Here is a 20,801-nt window from a genome sequence, read left to right as displayed (position 1 = left end):
GGAGAGAAGTGCATGACGCAAGTCACGGTGAAACAACTGGCCGATGAGGTCAAAACACCGGTAGAGCGCCTGTTGCAGCAGATGCGTGAGGCAGGTCTGCCGCACACCGCCGCCGATGAAGGTGTGAGCGATAGTGAGAAGCAGTCTTTGCTGACTCACTTGAAGAGCAGCCACAAGGCGAAAGTGGAAGAACCGCGCAAGATTACATTGCAGCGCAAAACCACCAGCACCCTGCGTGTTGCTGGTAGCAAAAGCATCAGCGTTGAAGTGCGCAAGAAGAAAGTCTTCGTACAGCGCAGCCCGGAAGAAATCGAAGCCGAGCGCAAGCGCGAGCTGGAAGAACGTCGCGCAGTAGAAAATGCTGCTCGTCAGAAGGCTGAAGAAGAAGCCAAGCGTCGCGCCGAAGAAGAAGCGCGTCGCCAGCCTGCTGCTGCGCAACCTGCTGCCACTGAAGCAGCCGCTGCGCCTAGCGCGCCAGTTGAAGCTGTGCGTGAGGCCGCCCCGGTTGCCGCAGCTCCTGCAGCTGACGCTCGCAAGCGCGACGAACCTCGTCGTCCGGACAAACCACGTGCCGACGATAACAATCGTCGCGGTGGTGGTGGCGATGGTGAGCGTAAAAACGCTCCGCATCGTGCTTCGGTCAAAGAGAAAGCGCCTGCTCCACGCGTTGCCCCACGTACTACCGACGAAGAAAGCGATGGCTTCCGTCGTGGTGGTCGCGGCAAGGCCAAGCTGAAAAAACGCAACGCCCACGGTTTCCAGAGCCCAACCGGCCCTGTCGTGCGTGAAGTGAAGATCGGCGAGACCATCACTGTTGGCGATCTCGCCCAGCAGATGTCGGTCAAGGCAGCTGAAATCATCAAGTTCATGTTCAAGCTGGGCACTCCAGCCACCATCAACCAGGTACTGGACCAGGAAACTGCCCAGTTGGTTGCTGAAGAGCTGGGCCACAAAGTGACCCTGGTCAGCGACACCGCCCTGGAAGATTCCCTGGCTGAGTCCCTGAAGTTTGAAGGTGAGGCTGTTTCCCGTGCACCGGTTGTGACCGTAATGGGCCACGTTGACCACGGTAAAACTTCCCTGCTCGACTACATCCGTCGTGCCAAGGTTGCTGCAGGCGAAGCCGGCGGCATTACCCAGCACATCGGCGCGTACCACGTTGAAACCGAGCGTGGCATGGTGACTTTCCTCGACACCCCTGGTCACGCTGCGTTTACCGCAATGCGTGCCCGTGGTGCCAAGGCTACCGACATCGTGATCCTGGTCGTTGCAGCGGACGACGGCGTGATGCCGCAAACCATCGAAGCCGTTCAGCACGCGAAAGCGGCTGGCGTACCGCTGGTGGTTGCAGTGAACAAAATCGACAAGCCGGGCGCTGATCTCGATCGCATCCGTAGCGAACTGTCGGTTCACGGCGTGACTTCTGAAGAGTGGGGTGGCGAGACGCCATTCGTGTCGGTATCCGCAAAAATGGGTACTGGCGTTGACGAACTGCTCGAAGCTGTTCTGTTGCAAGCCGAAGTACTCGAGTTGACCGCTACTCCATCGGCCCCTGGTCGTGGTGTTGTGGTTGAATCGCGTCTGGACAAGGGCCGTGGCCCGGTTGCGACCGTTCTGGTTCAAGACGGTACCCTGCGCCAAGGCGACATGGTGCTCGTTGGTTCGAACTACGGCCGTGTACGTGCCATGCTCGACGAGAACGGCAAGCCAATCAAGGAAGCCGGCCCGGCTATCCCGGTCGAGATCCTCGGCCTGGACGGTACCCCGGACGCTGGCGACGAGATGAGCGTAGTTGCCGACGAGAAGAAAGCCCGTGAAGTGGCTCTGTTCCGTCAAGGCAAGTTCCGCGAAGTCAAGCTGGCCCGTGCTCACGCCGGCAAGCTGGAAAACATCTTCGAGAACATGGGCCAGGAAGAGAAGAAGACGCTTAACATCGTCCTCAAATCTGACGTTCGTGGCTCCCTCGAAGCGTTGAACGGCGCCTTGAACGGCCTGGGTAACGACGAAGTGCAAGTGCGCGTTGTGGGTGGCGGTGTCGGTGGTATCACCGAATCCGACGCCAACCTGGCACTGGCTTCCAACGCTGTACTGTTCGGCTTCAACGTGCGTGCCGATGCTGGCGCTCGCAAGATCGTCGAGCAGGAAGGCCTGGACATGCGTTACTACAACGTCATCTACGACATCATCGAAGACGTCAAGAAAGCCCTTACCGGCATGCTTGGCAGCGATGTCCGGGAGAACATCCTGGGTGTTGCCGAGGTGCGTGACGTGTTCCGCTCGCCGAAATTCGGTGCGATCGCCGGTTGCATGGTTATCGAAGGTACTGTGTACCGTAACCGTCCGATCCGTGTACTGCGTGAAGACATCGTTATCTTCGAAGGCGAGCTGGAATCCCTGCGCCGCTTCAAGGATGACGCTTCCGAAGTACGTGCCGGCATGGAATGCGGTATCGGCGTCAAGAGCTACAACGACGTCAAGGCTGGCGACAAGATCGAAGTCTACGAGAAGGTCCAGGTTGCTCGCAGCCTCTAACTCGCGCACTTCCGGAGCCACGCCGCGTGTGGGCATGCAAATGCCCCGCGCAGCGTACGGACTCTAAACGCAACGCCCGGTCTGGCTTTTGTCAGGCCGGGCGTTTGCCGCTTTCAGACCCCACGGGTTTCACCGTGTGGCAGTAACAGGTAACAAGACATGGCAAAAGAATACAGCCGTACCCAACGTATCGGCGATCAGATGCAGCGTGAGCTGGCCCAACTGATCCGTCGCGAAGTCAAAGACCCGCGCGTTGGCCTGGTCACCATCACCGCCGTTGAAGTGAGCCGTGACGTGGGTCACGCCAAGATCTTCATCACCGTGATGGGGCAGGACAACAGCGAAGAAATCGCGCAAAGCATCAAGGTGCTCAACTCGGCTGCAGGCTTCCTGCGTATGCAGTTGGCCCGTGAAATGAAGCTGCGCAGTGTTCCCCAGTTGCACTTCCACTACGACGAAAGCGTCGTGCGTGGTGCGCACCTGTCGGCATTGATCGAGCGCGCCGTGGCTGAAGACAGCCAGCACCCGTCCACACCTGAAGACGCCAAGGAGTAAGCGGTGGCTCAGGTCAAACGTATCCGTCGCAACGTCAGCGGCATCATTCTGCTCGACAAGCCCATTGGCTTTACCTCCAATGCCGCGCTGCAGAAGGTTCGCTGGCTGCTCAATGCCGAGAAGGCCGGGCACACCGGCAGCCTCGACCCATTGGCCACCGGTGTACTGCCGTTGTGCTTTGGCGAGGCCACCAAGTTCTCGCAATACCTGCTCGATTCCGACAAGGGTTACGAAACCCTCATGCAACTGGGCAAGACCACCACCACGGCCGATGCCGAAGGTGATGTTCTGCAGGTTCGCGACGTGACCGTTGGTCGTGCTGATATCGAGGCCGTTTTACCCGCTTTTCGTGGGCAAATCAGTCAGATACCGCCGATGTACTCGGCGCTCAAGCGTGATGGCCAGCCTCTTTACAAGCTGGCACGTGCGGGCGAAGTAGTGGAGCGTGAACCGCGTTCTGTTACTATTGCGCGGCTTGAATTGCTCGCCAGTGAGGGCGACACCGCACGATTGTCGGTGGACTGCAGCAAAGGCACCTATATTCGTACCCTGGTGGAAGATATCGGTGAGCAACTGGGCTGTGGTGCATACGTTGCAGAGCTGCGACGTACTCAAGCCGGACCTTTCACCCTGGCCCAGACGGTCACGCTGGAAGAGTTGGAAGCGGTACATGCCGAAGGCGGCAATGAAGCGGTTGATCGCTTCCTGATGCCATCGGACAGCGGTTTGCTGGATTGGCCATTGCTGCACTTCTCGGAGCACAGCGCGTTCTACTGGCTAAACGGTCAGCCGGTACGTGCCCCGGACGCTCCGAAGTTCGGTATGGTGCGGGTACAGGATCATAACGGTCGCTTTATCGGTATCGGTGAAGTGAGCGAAGACGGGCGTATAGCGCCGCGTCGACTGATTCGGTCAGAATGACCGAACGAGTGTGGCTGTTAACAGGCACGGTCAACACTCATTTTTAGATACAGGGATTTGTCCCTGGCCTGTTGAAACTGCCCTTTGGGTGGTTTCCTGAAAAAAGGATTGCCTCATGGCTCTCGACGTTCAAGAAAAAGCACAAATCGTTGCTGACTATCAGCAAGCTGTTGGTGACACTGGTTCGCCAGAAGTGCAAGTTGCACTGCTGACCCACAACATCAACAAGCTGCAAGGTCACTTCAAGGCCAACGGTAAAGATCACCACTCCCGTCGTGGTCTGATCCGCATGGTAAACCAGCGCCGTAAGCTGCTGGACTACCTGAAAGGCAAGGATCTGGGTCGTTATCAGGCTCTGATCGGTCGCCTGGGTCTGCGTCGCTAATAAGCGATTGCGCTAGAGGTTGGTTGTCTGCCGTGTGTCAGTGGGATTTCCGCTGGCCCATGGCAGGCTCCCAGCCTCAAGTTTTATCTGGATACACGTTTTACCCTGGACGAGCGTCGGGCCGATTCCCGGTATTGCCCAAGAATTTCGCAAGAAGACAAGTTCCCCCAAGAGCCACAAAGAAGGTAGGACACCGTGAACCCGGTTATCAAAAAATTCCAGTTCGGTCAGTCGACCGTTACCCTCGAGACAGGCCGTATCGCCCGTCAAGCCTCCGGCGCAGTGCTGGTTACCGTTGACGACGACGTTACCGTATTGGTGACCGTTGTTGGCGCAAAGACCGCAGACCCGAGCAAAGGCTTTTTCCCTCTGTCCGTTCACTACCAGGAAAAGACTTACGCTGCCGGTAAGATCCCTGGCGGTTTCTTCAAGCGTGAAGGCCGTCCTTCCGAGAAAGAAACCCTGACTTCCCGACTGATCGACCGTCCGATCCGTCCGCTGTTCCCAGAAGGCTTCATGAACGAAGTGCAGGTTGTCTGCACCGTCGTTTCCACCAGCAAGAAGACCGATCCGGACATCGCTGCGATGATCGGTACCTCGGCTGCCCTGGCCATCTCCGGCATTCCTTTCGATGGCCCGATTGGCGCTGCGCGCGTTGCTTTCCATGAAAGCACCGGCTACCTGCTGAACCCGACTTACGAGCAACAGAAAGCTTCGAGCCTGGACATGGTCGTTGCCGGTACCTCTGAAGCCGTATTGATGGTTGAATCGGAAGCCAAAGAGCTGACCGAAGACCAGATGCTGGGCGCTGTACTGTTTGCTCACGACGAGTTCCAGTCCGTGATCAAGGCCGTTAAAGAACTGGCTGCCGAAGCTGCCAAGCCAACGTGGGCCTGGGCTCCACAGGCTGAAGCGACAGAACTGCTGGGCGCTATCCGCTCCGAGTTCGGTGCTGCCATCTCCGACGCCTACACCATCACCGTCAAGGCCGACCGTTACGCGCGCCTGGGCGAGCTGAAGGATCAGGTTGTAGCCAAGCTGTCCGGTGAAGAAGGCCAGCCTTCTTCCAGCGAAGTCAAAGCGGCCTTCGGTGAAATCGAATACCGCACCGTTCGCGAAAACATCGTTAACGGCAAGCCACGTATCGACGGTCGCGACACTCGCACCGTGCGCCCACTGAACATCGAAGTCGGCGTTCTGCCGAAGACTCACGGTTCGGCGCTGTTCACCCGTGGCGAAACCCAGGCTCTGGTCGTTGCAACACTGGGTACTGCCCGTGATGCACAGCTGCTGGACACCCTGGAAGGCGAGAAAAAAGACCCGTTCATGCTGCACTACAACTTCCCTCCGTTCTCGGTGGGCGAGTGTGGTCGCATGGGTGGCGCTGGTCGTCGCGAAATCGGTCACGGCCGCCTGGCTCGTCGTTCGATCTCCGCGATGCTGCCTGCTGCTGACGTGTTCCCGTACACCATCCGTGTTGTGTCGGAAATCACCGAGTCCAACGGTTCCAGCTCCATGGCTTCCGTTTGCGGTGCTTCCCTGGCACTGATGGACGCTGGTGTACCGATGAAGGCACCGGTTGCCGGTATCGCCATGGGCTTGGTTAAAGAAGGCGAGAAGTTCGCCATCCTGACCGACATCCTGGGCGACGAAGACCACCTGGGCGACATGGACTTCAAAGTAGCCGGTACCGCCAAAGGTGTTACCGCGCTGCAGATGGACATCAAGATCAAAGGCATCACCGAAGAAATCATGGAAATCGCCCTGGGCCAAGCCCTGGAAGCGCGCCTGAACATCCTCGGTCAGATGAACCAGATCATTGGTCAGTCGCGCACCGAACTGTCGGAAAATGCTCCGACCATGATCGCGATGAAAATCGACACCGACAAAATCCGTGATGTTATCGGTAAAGGCGGCGCGACCATCCGTGCGATCTGTGAAGAAACCAAGGCTTCGATCGATATCGAAGACGACGGCTCGATCAAGATCTTCGGCGAAACCAAGGAAGCTGCTGAAGCTGCACGTCAGCGCGTTCTGGGCATCACCGCTGAAGCCGAGATCGGCAAGATCTACGTGGGTAAGGTTGAGCGCATCGTCGACTTCGGCGCATTCGTCAACATCCTGCCGGGCAAAGACGGTCTGGTGCACATCTCCATGCTGAGTGACGCTCGCGTTGAGAAAGTGACCGACATTCTCAAAGAAGGCCAGGAAGTGGAAGTGCTGGTACTGGACGTGGACAACCGCGGCCGTATCAAGCTGTCCATCAAGGACGTAGCAGCAGCCAAGGCTTCGGGCGTTTAATCACCCGCAGGCTTTACGCTGAAAAAGAGGACTCTTCGGAGTCCTTTTTTATGCCCACAGGAAAGTAGCGGGAAATCAGTCGCTTAGTAAACTCTAAAAGCCGCAACTTGCATGCAGGCACGATCGACTTCATGCAAGTTGCACGATTTCGAAAATTGCCTGTTTTTATAAGTTGTTGTTTATAAAGGGGTTATTCCGATTTCGCGACTTGGCACACTGCCTGCAATAACCCTGTTAACGCTGCAGCATCAAGGTTTACACGCTGCAGACTTTTAATAAAACAGGAGTTACTCGTATGAAGAAGTTCGCTCTCGCTACTGCTACCGCTCTGACTCTGGCCATGGGTGCTAACGTAGCCTTTGCTCAGACTTCCCAAGCCCCAATGACCCTGGCGGCCGGTGAAATGACCAAGGCTAAAGAGTCCACTTCGGACACTTGGATCACCACCAAAGTAAAAGCTGATCTGCTGACCGAGAAAGGCATTCCTGGTTCGGACATCAAGGTTGAAACCAACAAAGGCGTGGTTTCCCTGTCCTCCACCGTCGCTATCTCTGATTCCCAGAAAGCCACGGCTGTAGCGATCACCAAGAAAATCAAAGGTGTTACCGCTGTTTCTGCTGACGGCCTGATGGCTGGCGGCGTAGCTAAAGCCGACAACGTCGACAAAGCCAAGACCAGCACTTCGGACACCTGGATCACCACTAAAGTGAAATCCGATCTGGTTACTGAGAAAGGCATTCCTGGTACCGACATCAAAGTCGAAACCAACCACGGTGTAGTGTCGCTGTCGTCGACTGCTGCTGTGACCCAGTCTCAGAAAGACACCGCAGTTGCGATCACCAAGAAAATCAAAGGCGTTAAATCTGTATCGGCTGATGGTCTGACCGTTCAGTAACGCTAAAAGAATCGTCTGAGCTAGACGGCGGCGGCTTAGGGTGAGTTAGTTATCCACCCGATGCACCTCTAAAGTTCATGCGACCGACCACACGGATGTGGTCATTACAGGCCCCGGCACTTGTGTCGGGGCCTGTTCTATTGTGTGGGGAATAGGATTGCGCAGGGCAGCTGACGATCAACTGTGGGAGCTGGCTTGTGTGGGAGCTGGCTTGCCTGCGATGCAAACACCTCGGTTATTCAGTTAAACCCGGGTGATGCTATCGCAGGCAAGCCAGCTCCCACACAATCTATCTCCCACACAAGCCAGCTCCCACATTTTGATAGGGCCTTAGGGGTTACTCGGCATCCAGATGCATCGGCGTTACCACTCGACCGTCTTTCTCCGCCTGCCCCAGGCTGGCGTCAATGAAGTACACCCGGTCATCTTCCAGCTGGCCTTTGTCCACCAGGTAGTCCTTGATAGTGCTGGCACGGTCCTGCCCCAGTTGGCGCAGCAGTACATCACTGGCGCCCCAGAACTTGATCAAGCCATCACGCAGCTTCGCAGTGCGGTCATCGCTGCTCAGGTCTTTCCATTCGGCCGGTGGTTGTTGCTTAAGACGGGTGCGGTAGATGCCTTCGAGCAATGGCGCTTTTTCCTTCTCCGGCACCACCAGCAATGACGCCTGGGCTGGCACCTTGTCGCCGCGACGCTGGAGGATTTTGTAATAGTTGTACTGGTATTCACGCTCCAGGCGATCTGCGGCGATGAACGGACCATCGCTGCTGGCCGCTGCCGTGCCTTCAATCTCAAGGCGCAGGGTAGGGCGCTCTTTCAGTGCCTTGGCCAAGGTATTCAGAGCACCCTCGGCCTCTTTGTTCAGTTCGCTGGAGCCTGCGGCAAACGACACGTTACCCAGGTCTTCCGAACCGCCACCGCTGACCAGCCCGCCGATAAACTTGAACGGCGCCGTGGCTGCGCGCACCACCAGGTTGCGCAGGGTCTGCCACACAATCGGCATGACGCTGAACTGCGGGTTATTCAAGTCGCCGGTCACGGGGAGTTCGATGGAGATCTTGCCGTCAGTGTCCTTGAGCAGCGCAATGGCCAGGCGAATCGGCAAATCGACGGCATCGGCACTGTCGACCTTCTCACCCAGTTGCAATTGCTCAACCACCACCTTGTTTTCAGCCTTCAACTGACCTTTGGTGATCATGTAGTGCAAATCGAGGTTGAGACGGCCTTTGCGAATGCGGAAACCCGCGAACTTGCCGGAATATGGCGTCAACGTGGTCAGTTCGACACGCTTGAAGCTGGTGGCGATATCCAGCGCCGCCATTGGGTCAAACGGGTTGACGCTGCCCTTGATAGTGACCGGCGCGTAGCGATCCACCTTGCCCTTGATGTCGACGCTGGCCGGTTTGGCCTGGCGGCTGTCGATAGTGCCAATCTGCCCGTTGAGTTGCTGGATAGCCGTGGCGAAGTTGGGCGTGAGGCTGAAGTCGGCGAAGTTGGCCGAGCCGTCATTGATCGCAATCTGCCCGATATGAATACCCAACGGTTTGTCTTTGCTCGCCGCCGGTTTGGCTGCCGACTTGGCGCCATTGTCGGCCGGTTGCGGGATCAGCAAGTCATCGATGTTGGTGGTGCGGTCATCGTTGATCATAAAGCGCGCATACGGCTGCAGCAGGTTGACCTTGTCGATCGACAGGCTGTCGCCGTGCTGGTAGTTCACACCTTCAAGCACCAGACGCTGCCACTTGAGGAAGTCGCGGGTCTTGAGGGTGTCCAGGGTGTGCAACTGGTCGACCTGAGCGCGGCCGGTGACCTGCAGGGCCAAAGGCTCTGTGCTTTTGAGGTTCACATCGAGGTTGCTGCCCAGCATGCCGCTGCGCAGCTCCAGGCGAATAAACGGACTGATATAGGATTGCGCGACGCGCAGGTCGATGTCCTGGGTGTTCACTTTCAACTTGGCGCTGACCGGGTTGAGGTTGACCTCGCCGGTTGCGCTGATCTTGCCTTGCTTGCCCAGGCCGGAGTCGACCTTCAGGGTAAAGGGGCTGCGGTTGAGGCTGTCGAAGTTCTGCATATCGACATTCAGCGGGCCTAGCTCCAATGCAACTGCCGGTTTGGCAGCTCGGTCCGCCAGGTGTACTTGATAGTTGCGCAGTTGCACGTCCTTGAGCAGCACTTGCCAGGGTTTGCTCGGTGCGGCAGGTGGGGCGTTTGGCGTATCGGCGGTTGCAGGCGCGCTGGCAGGCTTGAGTTCCTTGGCCGGTTTGCTCGGTTGGCTGGCAAACAGTTTCTGCCAGTCCAGTTGCCCATCGGCTTCGCGGGCGGCCCAGGTTTCCAGTTTGTTGCTGCGGATCTTGCCGACCACCACTTGCTGCTTGGCCAGGTCCACCGTGGTGTCGCTGACGTCCAGGCGCTCCAGGCGCACCAGTGGCCGGCCATCCGGCGCCTTGATCGCAAAGGGCGCGATGCTGGCGGCGGTGTTGGTCAGGTTCAGTTCGGTTTCTTTGGCCAGGCTGAATTTATAGTCGGTGCTGAAGTTCAGCACGCCGTCTTCAAGCACCAGCGGCAGGGCATCCCGCACATAGGGCCACCAGGCTTTCATCTTGCCATCGGTGACTTTCAAGGTGCCTTCGGAAGTGATTGGCACCAGGCTGAAATTGCCTTTCCAATCGATCTGACCGCCCTCTGGGCCGGCCGCCACCAGGGTCATGTCGGCATTGTCTTCGGGCAACGTGCTGAGGTTTTTCAGCTCGAAGTCGAGTTTGTCGTAGAGAAATTCGATTGGCTCGCTGGGGCGCAGGTCGCGAAAGTACACATAGCCGCCGGCCAGCTTGATGCTGTCGATGCGCAGCGGGAACGGCTTGGCATTCGGGTCGACCGGGGTCGGCTCACTCGGCGGCAGCTTGAACAGCTGCGCCAGGTTCAACTGGCCTGTTTTGTCGAACAGCACTTCGGTCTTCGGCTGGTCCAGTTGTACGTCTGCCAGGTGCAGCGCGCGCGTCCACAGGCTGTCGATCTGCAGGTTGGCGTACAGGCGCTCGAAACCGACTTGCTCCTTACCCGGCTCGCCGAGCTTCAGGCCCCACACCGTCAGTTCCAGGCTGAACGGGTTGAGCTCGATACGCTCGATACGGGCCGGCACCGTGGCGTAATTGGCCAGTTGTTGGTTGGCAATGCGAAGGGCAATGCCCGGCAGAATCAGAAAGCCCAGCAAGCTGTACAGAGCCAGGGCGGTCAACAAGGCGCCAGCGGCGCGGATCAATCCTTTGGGCATGAGTGACGCCATCTATGTAGAACGAGAGTGCCTTGGAGTATGGCACGGGTTTTCGGTTCCGAAGTACTGGACTCCTTGGGAAAAGTACTACAACTGCAGGATCAGTGTTTTTAACGGTGGCTGCTGATCCAGGGACGGGAAGTCAGCCCCAGGCGTCATGATTTGCCACTCACGTACCGGGCGGCCGGCTTTTTCGGCGCAACGCAGCACCTGCTCACGCCAGTCATCCATGCTGACTTTTGCCAGGTTGTTGCAGCAGATCAACACGCCATTGTCGGCGGTGGTCAGCAGTGCGGGCTTGAGCAGGCTCTGATAATCGCGCAACAGGTCGACGGTGCCGAAAGCACTCTTGGCCCAGGCCGGTGGGTCGAGCAGCACCAGGTCGAACTGGCGCTGCTCAAGGCGTGGATAACTCGGCAGCTTCTGGCCACGACGCTGGGTGATCGGCAAACCGGCCAGTTGGCGAATCGCCGGGAAGTAGTCGGACTGCACGAATTCCATGGTCGGCAAGTGCGGGTTGAGCAGGCCGTTTTCGCGCCCGACCGCCAGGTTGCCTTCGGCGAAGTCCAGGTTGCACACCTCATGCGCGCCCCCGGCTGCGGCGCTCAAGCCTACGCCACAGGTGTAGGCGAACAGGTTCAGCACGCTTTTGCCGGCGCTGTGGTCCTTGACCCAGCCACGGGTGTTGCGCAGGTCCAGGAACAGCAGCGGGTCTTGCCCGGCATGGCGGCCGCGTACACGGTAGTTGAGGCCCCATTCGTGGCCGACCTGATCTGCCAATGCCGCAGGCTCGGCGCGGTACACCGTGTCTTCACGGTCGATGCGCGAGTTGCCACGGGAGCGGTCGTTGTACACGAGCTGCAATTCCAGCCCCATGAACTGGTTGACCTGTTGATGCAGGTCCAGCAGCTCCTCGGTTTGTAGCGACTGGTGGAAGCTTTGCACCAGCAATTGCGGGCCGTAACGGTCAATGGTCAAGCCGCCGGCGCCTTCCTGGCTGCCATGGAACAGCCGGTAGCAGTCTGTGCCTTGGACGTGCAACTCGTTGATCAGGTCTTGGCGATGGTTGAGAGCGGCGCGCAGCGCCTGATTCAAGGGAGTCATGGAGCGCGCCTTGCGGGTAAAAGAGGGCGCGAAGTTTAACAGCTATGGGCCGCCGTCTACATCAACCCCATCCGCCGCTGGGCGCGTTGCACCGAACCGTTGCGCATCGCCCAGCGCAGCAAGGGCGCGCTGCGCTTCACACCCGCGCGGATCACCAAGCGTTGCATCGAGCTTTGGTGTTGCCCGAGCATAGCGCTGGCCCAGTCCGGCAACAGGTCGATGCCGGCCTGCATCATCAAGCTGCCAAAGGGTTTGGCCAAGGTGCTGGGCGCAGGTGCATTGACCAGCAGGCGCAGCACTTCGCGGCTGCGATCGTCGCACAGCAGTTGTGGACGAATGCGCGCCAGATAATCGGAAATTTCCTGGCGTGAACGCGGCACGTGCCGTGCGCCCAGTCGCTCGGCAACCAAGGCAATTTCACTGTAGTAGCGGTCCTGGTCGCGCCCAGACAGATGCGGGTTGCGATAACGCAGGTGTGCCGCCAGAAAGTTGCTGACCTCCGCCACGTGTACCCACGTCAGCAGCTCCGGGTCACTGGCCGCATAGGCTCGCCCATCCGGCGCATGCCCGACCACTTGCAGGTGGATGGTGCGCACCTTCTCAATCAGCCATTCGGCGTCCTGGCGCGAGCCGAACGTGGTGCCGGAAATAAACTGCGAAGTGCGGCGCAGGCGCCCGAGCATGTCCTGGCGAAAGTTGGAATGGTCCCACACGCCGGCCAGGGCCAGCGGGTGCAAGGCTTGCAGCATCAACGCGCTGATGCCGCCGATCAGCATGCTGCTGAAGTCGCCATGCACCTGCCAGCTCACAGAGTCCGGCCCGAACAGGCCGGGGTCGCCCTTGGGGTTTTCCAGGTCCAGTTGGCCGAGTGACAAGCCGGTGAGGCTCATCAACTGGGTTTCGATACGGCTGCGGATAAATTCCATGGCGACTCAGGGTGGCTCCTATCGGTTCAGGCGTTTATCGATCAGACCGTCCACCACGCTCGGGTCGGCCAGGGTCGAGGTGTCGCCGAGGCTGTCGAGTTCGTTGCAGGCGATCTTGCGCAAAATACGCCGCATGATCTTGCCCGAGCGGGTTTTCGGCAAGGCCGGCGCCCATTGGATCAGTTCCGGCTTGGCAAAGCTGCCGATTTCCTTGCTGACCAGCGCCAGCAAGTGTTTTTTCAGCTCATCGCTGGGCTCGACGCCGTTCATGGGGGTGACAAACGCATAGATGCCCTGGCCTTTGACGTCGTGGGGGTAACCGACCACAGCGGCTTCGGCCACTTGGTCATGCAGCACCAGCGCGCTTTCCACTTCGGCGGTGCCGATGCGGTGACCGGACACGTTGATCACGTCATCGATGCGGCCGGTGATCCAGTAGTCGCCATCCTCATCGCGGCGCGCACCGTCGCCGGTGAAGTAGTAGCCGGGGTAGGGTTTGAAATAGGTGTCGAGCATGCGCTGCGGGTCACCGTAGACGCTGCGGATTTGCCCCGGCCAACTGGCCTTGATAGCGAGCACGCCACTACCGGCACCGCTGAGTTCCTTGCCATGTTCATCCAGCAGCACAGGTTGTACGCCAAACATCGGTTGGGTCGCGCAGCCAGGTTTGATCCGTTGCGCGCTGACCAGCGGGCTGAGCATGATGCCGCCGGTTTCGGTCTGCCACCAGGTATCGACAATCGGGCAGCGCTGCTCGCCCACAGCGTTAAAGTACCAATCCCAGGCCTCCGGGTTGATCGGCTCGCCGACGCTGCCCAGCAGGCGCAGGCTGGCGCGCGAGGTGTTCTGCAGTGGCCCGTGGCCCTCACGCATGAGCGCGCGCAATGCGGTGGGCGCGGTGTAGAAGATATTCACCTGGTGTTTATCGATGACCTGCCAGAAACGCGAGCTGTCCGGGTAGCTCGGCACGCCTTCGAACATCAGTGACGTCGCACCGTTGGCCAGCGGGCCGTACACGATATAGCTGTGGCCGGTGACCCAGCCCACGTCGGCGGTGCACCAGAACACTTCGCCGTCACGGTAGTCGAGCACGTACTTGAAGGTCATCGCCGCTTGCAGCAGGTAGCCGCCGGTGGTGTGCAGCACGCCTTTGGGTTTGCCGGTGCTGCCGGAGGTGTAGAGGATAAACAACGGGTCTTCGGCGTCCATCGGCTCGGGCGGGCAATCAGCGCTGGCGGCGTCCAGGGCGGCTTGATACTTGAGGTCGCGGCCTTCTACCCAGTCAAGTTTCGCCCCCGTGCGCTCCACCACCAGTACCGTGCTGACGTTCGGGCAACTGGCCAGGGCTTTGTCGACATTCTTTTTCAAGGCCACCGGCTTGCCGCCGCGCACGCCTTCATCGGCGGTGATCACGGTGCGACAGTCGGCATCGAGGATGCGGTCGCGCAGGGCATCCGGAGAGAAGCCGCCGAACACCACCGAGTGCACCGCGCCAATCCGGGTGCAGGCCAGCATCGCGTAGGCGGCTTCCGGGATCATCGGCATGTAGATGCACACCCGGTCGCCTTTTTTCACCCCACGGCTTTTCAGCACATTGGCCAGGCGGCTGACGTTTTGATGAAGTTGGCGGTAGGAAATTTTGGAGGACTTTGCAGGATCATCGCCTTCCCAGATAAAGGCCGGCTGGTCGGCGCGTTGTGCCAGGTGACGGTCGATGCAGTTGTAGCTGACGTTCAGTTGGCCGCCGGCAAACCACTGGGCTGCGCCGGTAGTGATGTCCGAGTGCTGCACGGTGTGCCAGGGTTTGATCCAGTCGAGGAAACCCTTGGCCTGTTCGGCCCAGAACGTATCGGGTTGCTCAATGGATTGGCGGTAGAGGCGCTGGTACTCGTCTTGACTGAGCTGCGCGGCCTGGCGGACGTCATCGGCGCGGGGGAATGTGCGGATATCGAACATGAGCGGTCCTTATTCTTGTTTTAGCGACAAGGCATAAAGATGCACGCTGTGGGGAGAGGGTTCAAGGCCAACGTCCAAACGGACGTTGGCCTTGGTGTACCGGCCTCAGCCGCGGTGACGACCGCGGAAGTAGTTGATCAGGCCCTGGGTCGACGCATCGTCAGCCAGGGTTTCTTCGGCGCCGGTCAGGCGGTTGTAGACACCTTTGCCCAGCTCTTTGCCCAGCTCCACGCCCCATTGGTCGAAGGCGTTGATGCCCCAAACCACGCTTTGTACAAACACTTTGTGTTCATACATGGCGACCAGTGCGCCCAAGCGACGTGGGCTGATGCGCTCGACCACGATGGTGTTGCTCGGACGGTTGCCCGGGATCACCTTGTGAGGCGCCAGCTTCTGCACTTCGGCTTCCGGCAGGCCTTTTTCGCGCAACTCAGCCTCGGCTTCACTGCGGGTCTTGCCGAGCATCAGTGCCTGGCTCTGGGACAGGCAGTTGGCGTACAGCCACTGGTGATGGTCGGACACCGGGTTGAAGCTGACGATCGGCACAATGAAGTCGGCCGGGATCAGTTGAGTCCCCTGGTGCAGTAACTGGTGGTAAGCATGCTGACCGTTGCAACCGACACCGCCCCAGATAACGGGGCCAGTATCGGTAGACACCGGTGTGCCGTCCTGGCGCACGCTTTTGCCGTTGGACTCCATGTCCAGCTGTTGCAAGTGTTTGGTGATGTTACGCAGGTAGTGGTCATACGGCAGGATCGCATGGCTCTGCGCACCCCAGAAGTTGCCGTACCACACGCCCAGCAGGCCCAGCAGCACCGGCATGTTTTGCTCGAACGGCGCGTTCTGGAAGTGCTGGTCCATGGTGTAGGCACCGGACAACAGCTCTTTGAAGTTGGACATGCCGATGGCCAGGGCGATTGGCAAGCCAATGGCCGACCACAGCGAGTAACGGCCGCCGACCCAGTCCCACATCGGGAAGATGTTTTCTTCACGGATACCGAACGCCACGGCCGCCGCGTTGTTGCTCGATACGGCGATAAAGTGACGGTACAGTTCGGCTTCCGAGCCACCCTGGGCCAGGTACCAGGCGCGGGCGGCCTGAGCGTTTTTCAGGGTTTCGAGGGTGTTGAAGGATTTGGACGAAACGATAAACAGCGTGGTCTCGGCGCGCAGCTTCTGGGTCAGTTCGTGGAACTCGCTGCCATCGATGTTTGCCAGGTAGTGGCAGCGCACGCCTTTGTGGGCGTATGACAGCAATGCCTCGGAGACCAGCTCCGGGCCGAGGAACGAACCACCGATGCCGATATTCACTACGTCAGTGATCGGCTTCTCGGTGTAACCACGCCACAGGCCGTCGTGGATGCGGCCGACCAGGTCAGTGATCTGGTTCAGCACCTTGTGCACGTCCGGCATGATGTTTACGCCGTTGACCGACAGCTTGTCGCCCACTGGGCGGCGCAGCGCGGTGTGCAGGGCGGGGCGACCTTCGGAAGAGTTGACCGGCTCGCCTGCGTACAGCGCGTCAATCGCGGCTTTAAGGTTGACTTCTTTGGCCAGGCCCACCAGCAGGTCACGGGTTTCGCTGGTGATCAGGTTTTTCGAGTAATCGAGGAAAAGCCCGCAGCTGCTCAAGGTGAACTGGGAAAAGCGCTGGGGATCGGCATTGAACGCGTCGCGCATGCTGAAATCCTGCATGGCTTGGCGATGTTGATTGAGCGCTTGCCAAGCGGGCAGAGCGGTAACGTCATGAGGAGTGCGGTAGTACGCCATCGCTGCGGGTTTCCTTTTATTACGGGGACTTGCCTTTAGGACACTTCTAAATCCGGAACGTTGAGTCTTTCATCAGGCGTTTGAGTCCGGTCAGCGCCAACAATGGCGCAGGGCGATTACATTAAACCTAGCGTGTCGATATGTCTTGGCTTTGTCTGCGCTGTTGCCGGTACTTTTTTATACCGGCACAGCGATCAGGGCAACAGGCGAAGTGCCTGGCGGGGTCAGTTGAGAGTCAAATGCAGGTTGTCGATCAGGCGTGTCGCACCCAGATAGGCCGCCACGAGGATGACGATATCCCGATCCTCAGGCGTGGCCGCACGCAGGTGCACGCCTTGGCGCACTTCCAGGTAATCCATGCGCAGCCCGGCAGCTTCAATCTGAGCGATCTGCTCGGCACGCAGCTTGGCGAAATCCTGCTCGCCGCCTTTTATAGCCGCCGCAATCTGGCTGAGGCTGCGGTAGAGCACCGGCGCAATCGCGCGCTGTTCTTCGTTGAGGTAGCCGTTGCGTGACGACAGCGCCAGGCCGTCGGCGGCACGCACGGTGGGCTCGCCGATGATCTGGATGGGCATGTTCAAGTCATGCACCATGGCGCGGATGACCGCCAGTTGCTGGTAGTCCTTCTGGCCAAATACGGCCATGTCCGGCTGGACCATGTTGAACAGCTTGCTCACCACCGTCGCCACACCTTCGAAGTGCCCGGGTCGGCTGGCACCGCACAGGCCCTCAGACAGTTGCGGAACGCTGACGCGGGTTTGGCCGGTCATGCCGCCGGGGTACATTTCGTCAACGGAGGGCGCAAACAACAGATTGCAACCGGCTTGCAGCAGCTTTTCCTGGTCCGCCGCCAGCGTGCGCGGGTACTTGTCCAGGTCTTCGCCAGCGCCGAACTGCAACGGGTTGACGAAAATGCTCGCCACCACAAAGTCCGATTGCTGTGCGGCCTTGGTCACCAAGGTGGCGTGGCCGCTGTGCAGGTTGCCCATGGTGGGCACAAAGCCAATGCGTTTGCCGGCACTGCGCGCGTGGGCGACGGCGGCGCGTAGTTCTCTTACGGTTTTAACGGTGTTCATGCAGAGAACCCATGTTCTTCGCCAGGGAACGTCACGGCTTTGACTTCACTCACGTAGGCGGCCAGGGCTGCCTGGATGCTGTCCTGGCCTGCCATGAAGTTTTTCACGAATTTGGGCGCACGGCCGGTCAGCGACAGGCCGAGCATGTCGTGTACCACCAGCACTTGGCCGTCGGTGGCCGAGCCTGCGCCAATGCCGATCACCGGCACTTTGACTGCCTGGGTAATTTCGGCCGCCAGTTCGCTGGGCACGCATTCGAGCAGGATCATCGCGGCGCCGGCTTGCTCCAGGGCAATGGCATCCGCACGCATCTGGCGCGCCTGGGCTTCATTGCGGCCTTGCACCTTGTAGCCGCCGAAGATGTTCACCGACTGCGGCGTCAGGCCCATGTGCACGCACACTGGAACGCCGCGCTCAGCCAGCAGCCGGATCGACTCCGCCAGCCATACCGCGCCTTCGACTTTGATCATGTGTGCACCGGCTTGCATCAGCTTGCCGGCGTTCTGGAAGGTTTGTTCAAGGGTGGCGTAACCCATGAACGGCAGGTCAGCGATGATGAAGGCGCCGTTGTTACCGCGTTTGACGCTGGCCGTGTGGTACGCAAGTTCGTCAGTGGTGACCGGCAGGGTGCTGTCATTCCCTTGAAGAACCATGCCCAGTGAATCGCCAATCAACAGCACTTCAACCCCGGCCTCGCAACTGGCGTGGGCGAAGGTGGCGTCATAGCAGGTCAGCATGGTGATTTTTTCACCTTTGAGCTTCAGGCTCTGCAAGGTGGTCAGGGTAATGTCTGGCATGGAAAGGGTCCTCGTTCAGGCGCTTGGAAACAGCGAGTAACGCGCGTGAGTCTTCGTTTATACAGGCGCACTGTCTTGAGAGCAGTGCTTATAAGGCCTGGATTGCGCCCTTCAGCGCCGGGTTGGCGGCAGCGGGACGCCTATAGTCGTGATGAGGACACGGGAAGTCAATTGGATGTGTTACCGCATTGTTACGAGTGGGGTGTTACCCCTGTTACGGGTGGGAGCGGGCGTGCCTGCGATGGCAGCATCGCGCAATAGCGGGTGTACCGAGTTGCCCGCATCGCAGGCAAGCCGGGTCCCACATTGACCGAGTCAGTCTCGGGGCACGCGCTCCAGGCCAACAAACGGGCAGGCGGCCAGCAAGTCGCTAAGTGTTTGGCCATTGGGCAGTTGCAGGTCGGCGGGTGCCAGCTCTGCCAGCGGGTACAGCACAAACGCGCGCAAATGCATCTGATAGTGCGGCACCTTCAGCCGCGGCGTGTCGATCAGGCGATCGCCAAACAACAGGATATCCAGGTCCAGGGTGCGCGGGCCCCAGCGTTCAAGGCGCTCGCGGCCCTGGTCGTTCTCGATGGTTTGCAGGGCATCGAGTAAATCCAGTGGCGCAAGATCGCTGTCCAGGGCGGCGACCGCATTGGTGTAGCGCGGTTGGCCCGGGAGCAGGGAGTCACTTTGATAGAACGCCGACACGCCAACGAGGGCCGTGCCGGGCAATTGCGCCAGGGCTTCGACAGCGCTGCGCAATTGCTGGTCCGGGGCGGCCAGGTTGCTGCCCATGCCAATGTAGACACGTTCCACGTTTATTCGCCCGCAGCGCCCGAGGCATCGGCCGCGCTGCGCTTGCGCTTGGTGCCGCTGCGACGACGTTTTTTCGGGCCAGTGCCTTCGCCATCGCCTTTGCTGCCGAGGTCGCGAATCATCTCGCGGCGCTGGCTGTCATTGGCATCCTGGTAGTCGGTCCACCATTCGCCCAGGCCGTCGGTCTGCTCGCCGGCGCTTTCGCGCAGCAGCAGGAAGTCGTAGCCGGCACGGAAGCGCGGGTTATCCAGCAACAGGTCGGCGCGTTTGCCACTGCGGCGCGGCAGGCGCTCCTGCATGTCCCAGATCTCGCGGATCGGCATGGTGAAGCGTTTGGGAATGGCGATGCGCTGGCACTGCTCGGCGATCAGCTCGTGGGCGGCTTCCTGCATGGCCGGGATCGGCGGCATGCCACGGTCTTGCAGGCGCAATACGCGTTTAGGCAGGGCAGGCCACAGCAGGGCGGCAAACAGGAACGCCGGCGTTACCGGTTTGTTCTGCTTGATGCGCAGGTCGGTGTTGATCAACGCTTCGCTGATCAGCGTGTGGGTGTACGTGGGGTTGTATTCCAGTGCCTCGGCGCTGGCCGGGAACAGCGGGTCGAACAGTTGCAGGTCGACCAGCATTTCGAACGTATCGGCGGCATAACCCGAGAGGAACAACTTCAGCACTTCTTCGAACAGGCGTGCCGAAGGAATTTCCCGCAGCATCGGCGCCAGCTCGCGAATCGGCGCGGCGGTGTGTTTCTCGATGCCGAAGTTCAGCTTGGCGGCAAAGCGCACGGCGCGCAGCATGCGTACCGGGTCTTCCTGGTAACGCTGCGTCGGGTCGCCGATCAGGCGGATCAGGTTGTTGCGAATGTCGTGTACGCCGTTGGCGTAATCGAGAATGCGCTCGCTGACCGGGTCGTAATACAGGGCGTTGATGGTGAAGTCGCGGCGCTGCGCGTCTTCTTCCAAGGTGCCGTACACGTTGTCACGCAGGATGCGGCCGCTCTCGTTGCGGGAAGACTGATTGGTGTCTTCCTCATCATCGTTTTGCGGATGGCCTGCGCGGAACGTCGCGACCTCGATGATTTCGCGACCAAAGTGGATATGCACCAACTTGAAGCGGCGACCGATGATTCGCGCATTGCGAAACTCGGCACGCACCTGCTCCGGCGTGGCGCTGGTGGCGACGTCGAAATCCTTGGGCGTGATATTGAGCAGCATGTCACGTACGCAGCCGCCCACCAGATAAGCCTGGTAGCCGGCGTTCTGCAAACGTTCGACGATGTTCACTGCATAGCGGCTGAATTGAGCGCGCTGCAATGAATGCTGATTGCTGTTAAGCACTTCAGGCGTGCTGCGAATGTGTTGCGTACGACGCAAGGGGGAACGGAATGACTGGAACAACTTCTTCAGCATGGGATGCACTGTTTGAAGGAATGTTCGGCCATAACGAAGAATGACCGCATGATGGGCCGGGATTCTAGCATTTAGTCGAGGGATGGTGTAGGAACAAGCTGCAAG

The 20,801-nt window shown here is 59.5% G+C and carries 15 protein-coding genes; 6 read left to right on the top strand and 9 right to left on the bottom strand.

Features of this window, described 5'->3' with window-relative positions; genetic code table 11:
• The first annotated feature begins 12 nt into the window (after nt 1-12).
• The 6 genes from infB (at nt 13) to HX790_RS16030 (ending at nt 7,589) form a co-directional block, all read left to right on the top strand.
• Complete coding sequence (gene infB, locus HX790_RS16055; RefSeq protein ID WP_017139249.1) at nt 13-2,532, top strand: translation initiation factor IF-2; 2,520 nt, start codon at nt 13-15, stop codon at nt 2,530-2,532.
• A gap of 159 nt (nt 2,533-2,691) precedes the next feature.
• Nucleotides 2,692-3,087 (top strand): 30S ribosome-binding factor RbfA, encoded by a 396-nt coding sequence (gene rbfA, locus HX790_RS16050; protein WP_003176137.1) that lies wholly within the window; start codon nt 2,692-2,694, stop codon nt 3,085-3,087.
• A gap of 3 nt (nt 3,088-3,090) precedes the next feature.
• The gene (gene truB, locus HX790_RS16045; protein WP_017139248.1) at nt 3,091-4,008 is read left to right on the top strand and encodes a tRNA pseudouridine(55) synthase TruB; all 918 of its coding nucleotides are present in this window, start codon (nt 3,091-3,093) and stop codon (nt 4,006-4,008) included.
• Between the two features lie 115 nt (nt 4,009-4,123).
• Entirely contained in the window at nt 4,124-4,393 is a 270-nt protein-coding gene (gene rpsO, locus HX790_RS16040) for a 30S ribosomal protein S15 (RefSeq protein WP_003176135.1), read from the top strand.
• A gap of 195 nt (nt 4,394-4,588) precedes the next feature.
• A complete protein-coding gene (gene pnp / locus HX790_RS16035) occupies nt 4,589-6,694 on the top strand; it encodes a polyribonucleotide nucleotidyltransferase (RefSeq protein WP_017139247.1) in 2,106 nt (701 codons plus the stop codon).
• Between the two features lie 295 nt (nt 6,695-6,989).
• Nucleotides 6,990-7,589, top strand: a complete 600-nt coding sequence (locus HX790_RS16030) for a BON domain-containing protein (RefSeq protein WP_017139246.1) — start codon at nt 6,990-6,992, stop codon at nt 7,587-7,589.
• A gap of 337 nt (nt 7,590-7,926) precedes the next feature.
• Here the strand turns inward: HX790_RS16030 and HX790_RS16025 are convergent, their stop codons facing one another.
• From HX790_RS16025 to HX790_RS15985, 9 genes are all read right to left on the bottom strand, one after another.
• Nucleotides 7,927-10,860, bottom strand: a complete 2,934-nt coding sequence (locus HX790_RS16025) for a DUF748 domain-containing protein (protein WP_017139245.1) — start codon at nt 10,858-10,860, stop codon at nt 7,927-7,929.
• Nucleotides 10,861-10,947: 87 nt separating this feature from the next.
• Nucleotides 10,948-11,964, bottom strand: coding sequence for a class I SAM-dependent rRNA methyltransferase (locus HX790_RS16020; RefSeq protein ID WP_017139244.1), 1,017 nt, complete (start codon nt 11,962-11,964; stop codon nt 10,948-10,950).
• 56 nt (nt 11,965-12,020) lie between these two features.
• Nucleotides 12,021-12,890, bottom strand: coding sequence for an oxygenase MpaB family protein (locus tag HX790_RS16015; protein WP_099547641.1), 870 nt, complete (start codon nt 12,888-12,890; stop codon nt 12,021-12,023).
• Between the two features lie 18 nt (nt 12,891-12,908).
• Complete coding sequence (gene acs / locus HX790_RS16010; protein WP_017139242.1) at nt 12,909-14,846, bottom strand: acetate--CoA ligase; 1,938 nt, start codon at nt 14,844-14,846, stop codon at nt 12,909-12,911.
• A 105-nt stretch (nt 14,847-14,951) separates the two neighbouring features.
• Complete coding sequence (gene pgi, locus HX790_RS16005; protein ID WP_017139241.1) at nt 14,952-16,616, bottom strand: glucose-6-phosphate isomerase; 1,665 nt, start codon at nt 16,614-16,616, stop codon at nt 14,952-14,954.
• Nucleotides 16,617-16,840: 224 nt separating this feature from the next.
• Nucleotides 16,841-17,692 (bottom strand): pantoate--beta-alanine ligase, encoded by an 852-nt coding sequence (panC, locus tag HX790_RS16000; RefSeq protein ID WP_058419971.1) that lies wholly within the window; start codon nt 17,690-17,692, stop codon nt 16,841-16,843.
• Entirely contained in the window at nt 17,689-18,489 is an 801-nt protein-coding gene (gene panB, locus HX790_RS15995) for a 3-methyl-2-oxobutanoate hydroxymethyltransferase (protein WP_017139239.1), read from the bottom strand. Before panB ends, panC begins: the two co-directional genes overlap by 4 nt.
• Nucleotides 18,490-18,804: 315 nt before the next feature.
• Nucleotides 18,805-19,290, bottom strand: coding sequence for a 2-amino-4-hydroxy-6-hydroxymethyldihydropteridine diphosphokinase (folK, locus tag HX790_RS15990; RefSeq protein ID WP_017139238.1), 486 nt, complete (start codon nt 19,288-19,290; stop codon nt 18,805-18,807).
• A 2-nt stretch (nt 19,291-19,292) separates the two neighbouring features.
• Nucleotides 19,293-20,696 (bottom strand): polynucleotide adenylyltransferase PcnB, encoded by a 1,404-nt coding sequence (locus HX790_RS15985; protein WP_017139237.1) that lies wholly within the window; start codon nt 20,694-20,696, stop codon nt 19,293-19,295.
• Nucleotides 20,697-20,801 lie beyond the last annotated feature (105 nt).

This window comes from Pseudomonas sp. IPO3747 (assembly GCF_013385245.1).
GTDB classification, from domain to species: Bacteria; Pseudomonadota; Gammaproteobacteria; order Pseudomonadales; family Pseudomonadaceae; genus Aquipseudomonas; species Aquipseudomonas edaphica.
This window is presented reverse-complemented; position numbering and strand designations above follow the sequence as displayed.

Excerpts from the sequence above, each read along its gene's own strand:
- rpsO (WP_003176135.1), top strand. The coding sequence starts at position 4,124 with ATGGCTCTCGACGTTCAAGAAAAAGCACAAATCGTTGCTGACTATCAG.
- rbfA (WP_003176137.1), top strand. The coding sequence starts at position 2,692 with ATGGCAAAAGAATACAGCCGTACCCAACGTATCGGCGATCAGATGCAG.
- panC (WP_058419971.1), bottom strand. The coding sequence starts at position 17,692 with ATGAACACCGTTAAAACCGTAAGAGAACTACGCGCCGCCGTCGCCCAC.
- HX790_RS16015 (WP_099547641.1), bottom strand. The coding sequence starts at position 12,890 with ATGGAATTTATCCGCAGCCGTATCGAAACCCAGTTGATGAGCCTCACC.
- HX790_RS16020 (WP_017139244.1), bottom strand. The coding sequence starts at position 11,964 with ATGACTCCCTTGAATCAGGCGCTGCGCGCCGCTCTCAACCATCGCCAA.
- pgi (WP_017139241.1), bottom strand. The coding sequence starts at position 16,616 with ATGGCGTACTACCGCACTCCTCATGACGTTACCGCTCTGCCCGCTTGG.
- HX790_RS16025 (WP_017139245.1), bottom strand. The coding sequence starts at position 10,860 with ATGCCCAAAGGATTGATCCGCGCCGCTGGCGCCTTGTTGACCGCCCTG.
- panB (WP_017139239.1), bottom strand. The coding sequence starts at position 18,489 with ATGCCAGACATTACCCTGACCACCTTGCAGAGCCTGAAGCTCAAAGGT.
- HX790_RS15985 (WP_017139237.1), bottom strand. The coding sequence starts at position 20,696 with ATGCTGAAGAAGTTGTTCCAGTCATTCCGTTCCCCCTTGCGTCGTACG.
- HX790_RS16030 (WP_017139246.1), top strand. The coding sequence starts at position 6,990 with ATGAAGAAGTTCGCTCTCGCTACTGCTACCGCTCTGACTCTGGCCATG.
- infB (WP_017139249.1), top strand. The coding sequence starts at position 13 with ATGACGCAAGTCACGGTGAAACAACTGGCCGATGAGGTCAAAACACCG.
- acs (WP_017139242.1), bottom strand. The coding sequence starts at position 14,846 with ATGTTCGATATCCGCACATTCCCCCGCGCCGATGACGTCCGCCAGGCC.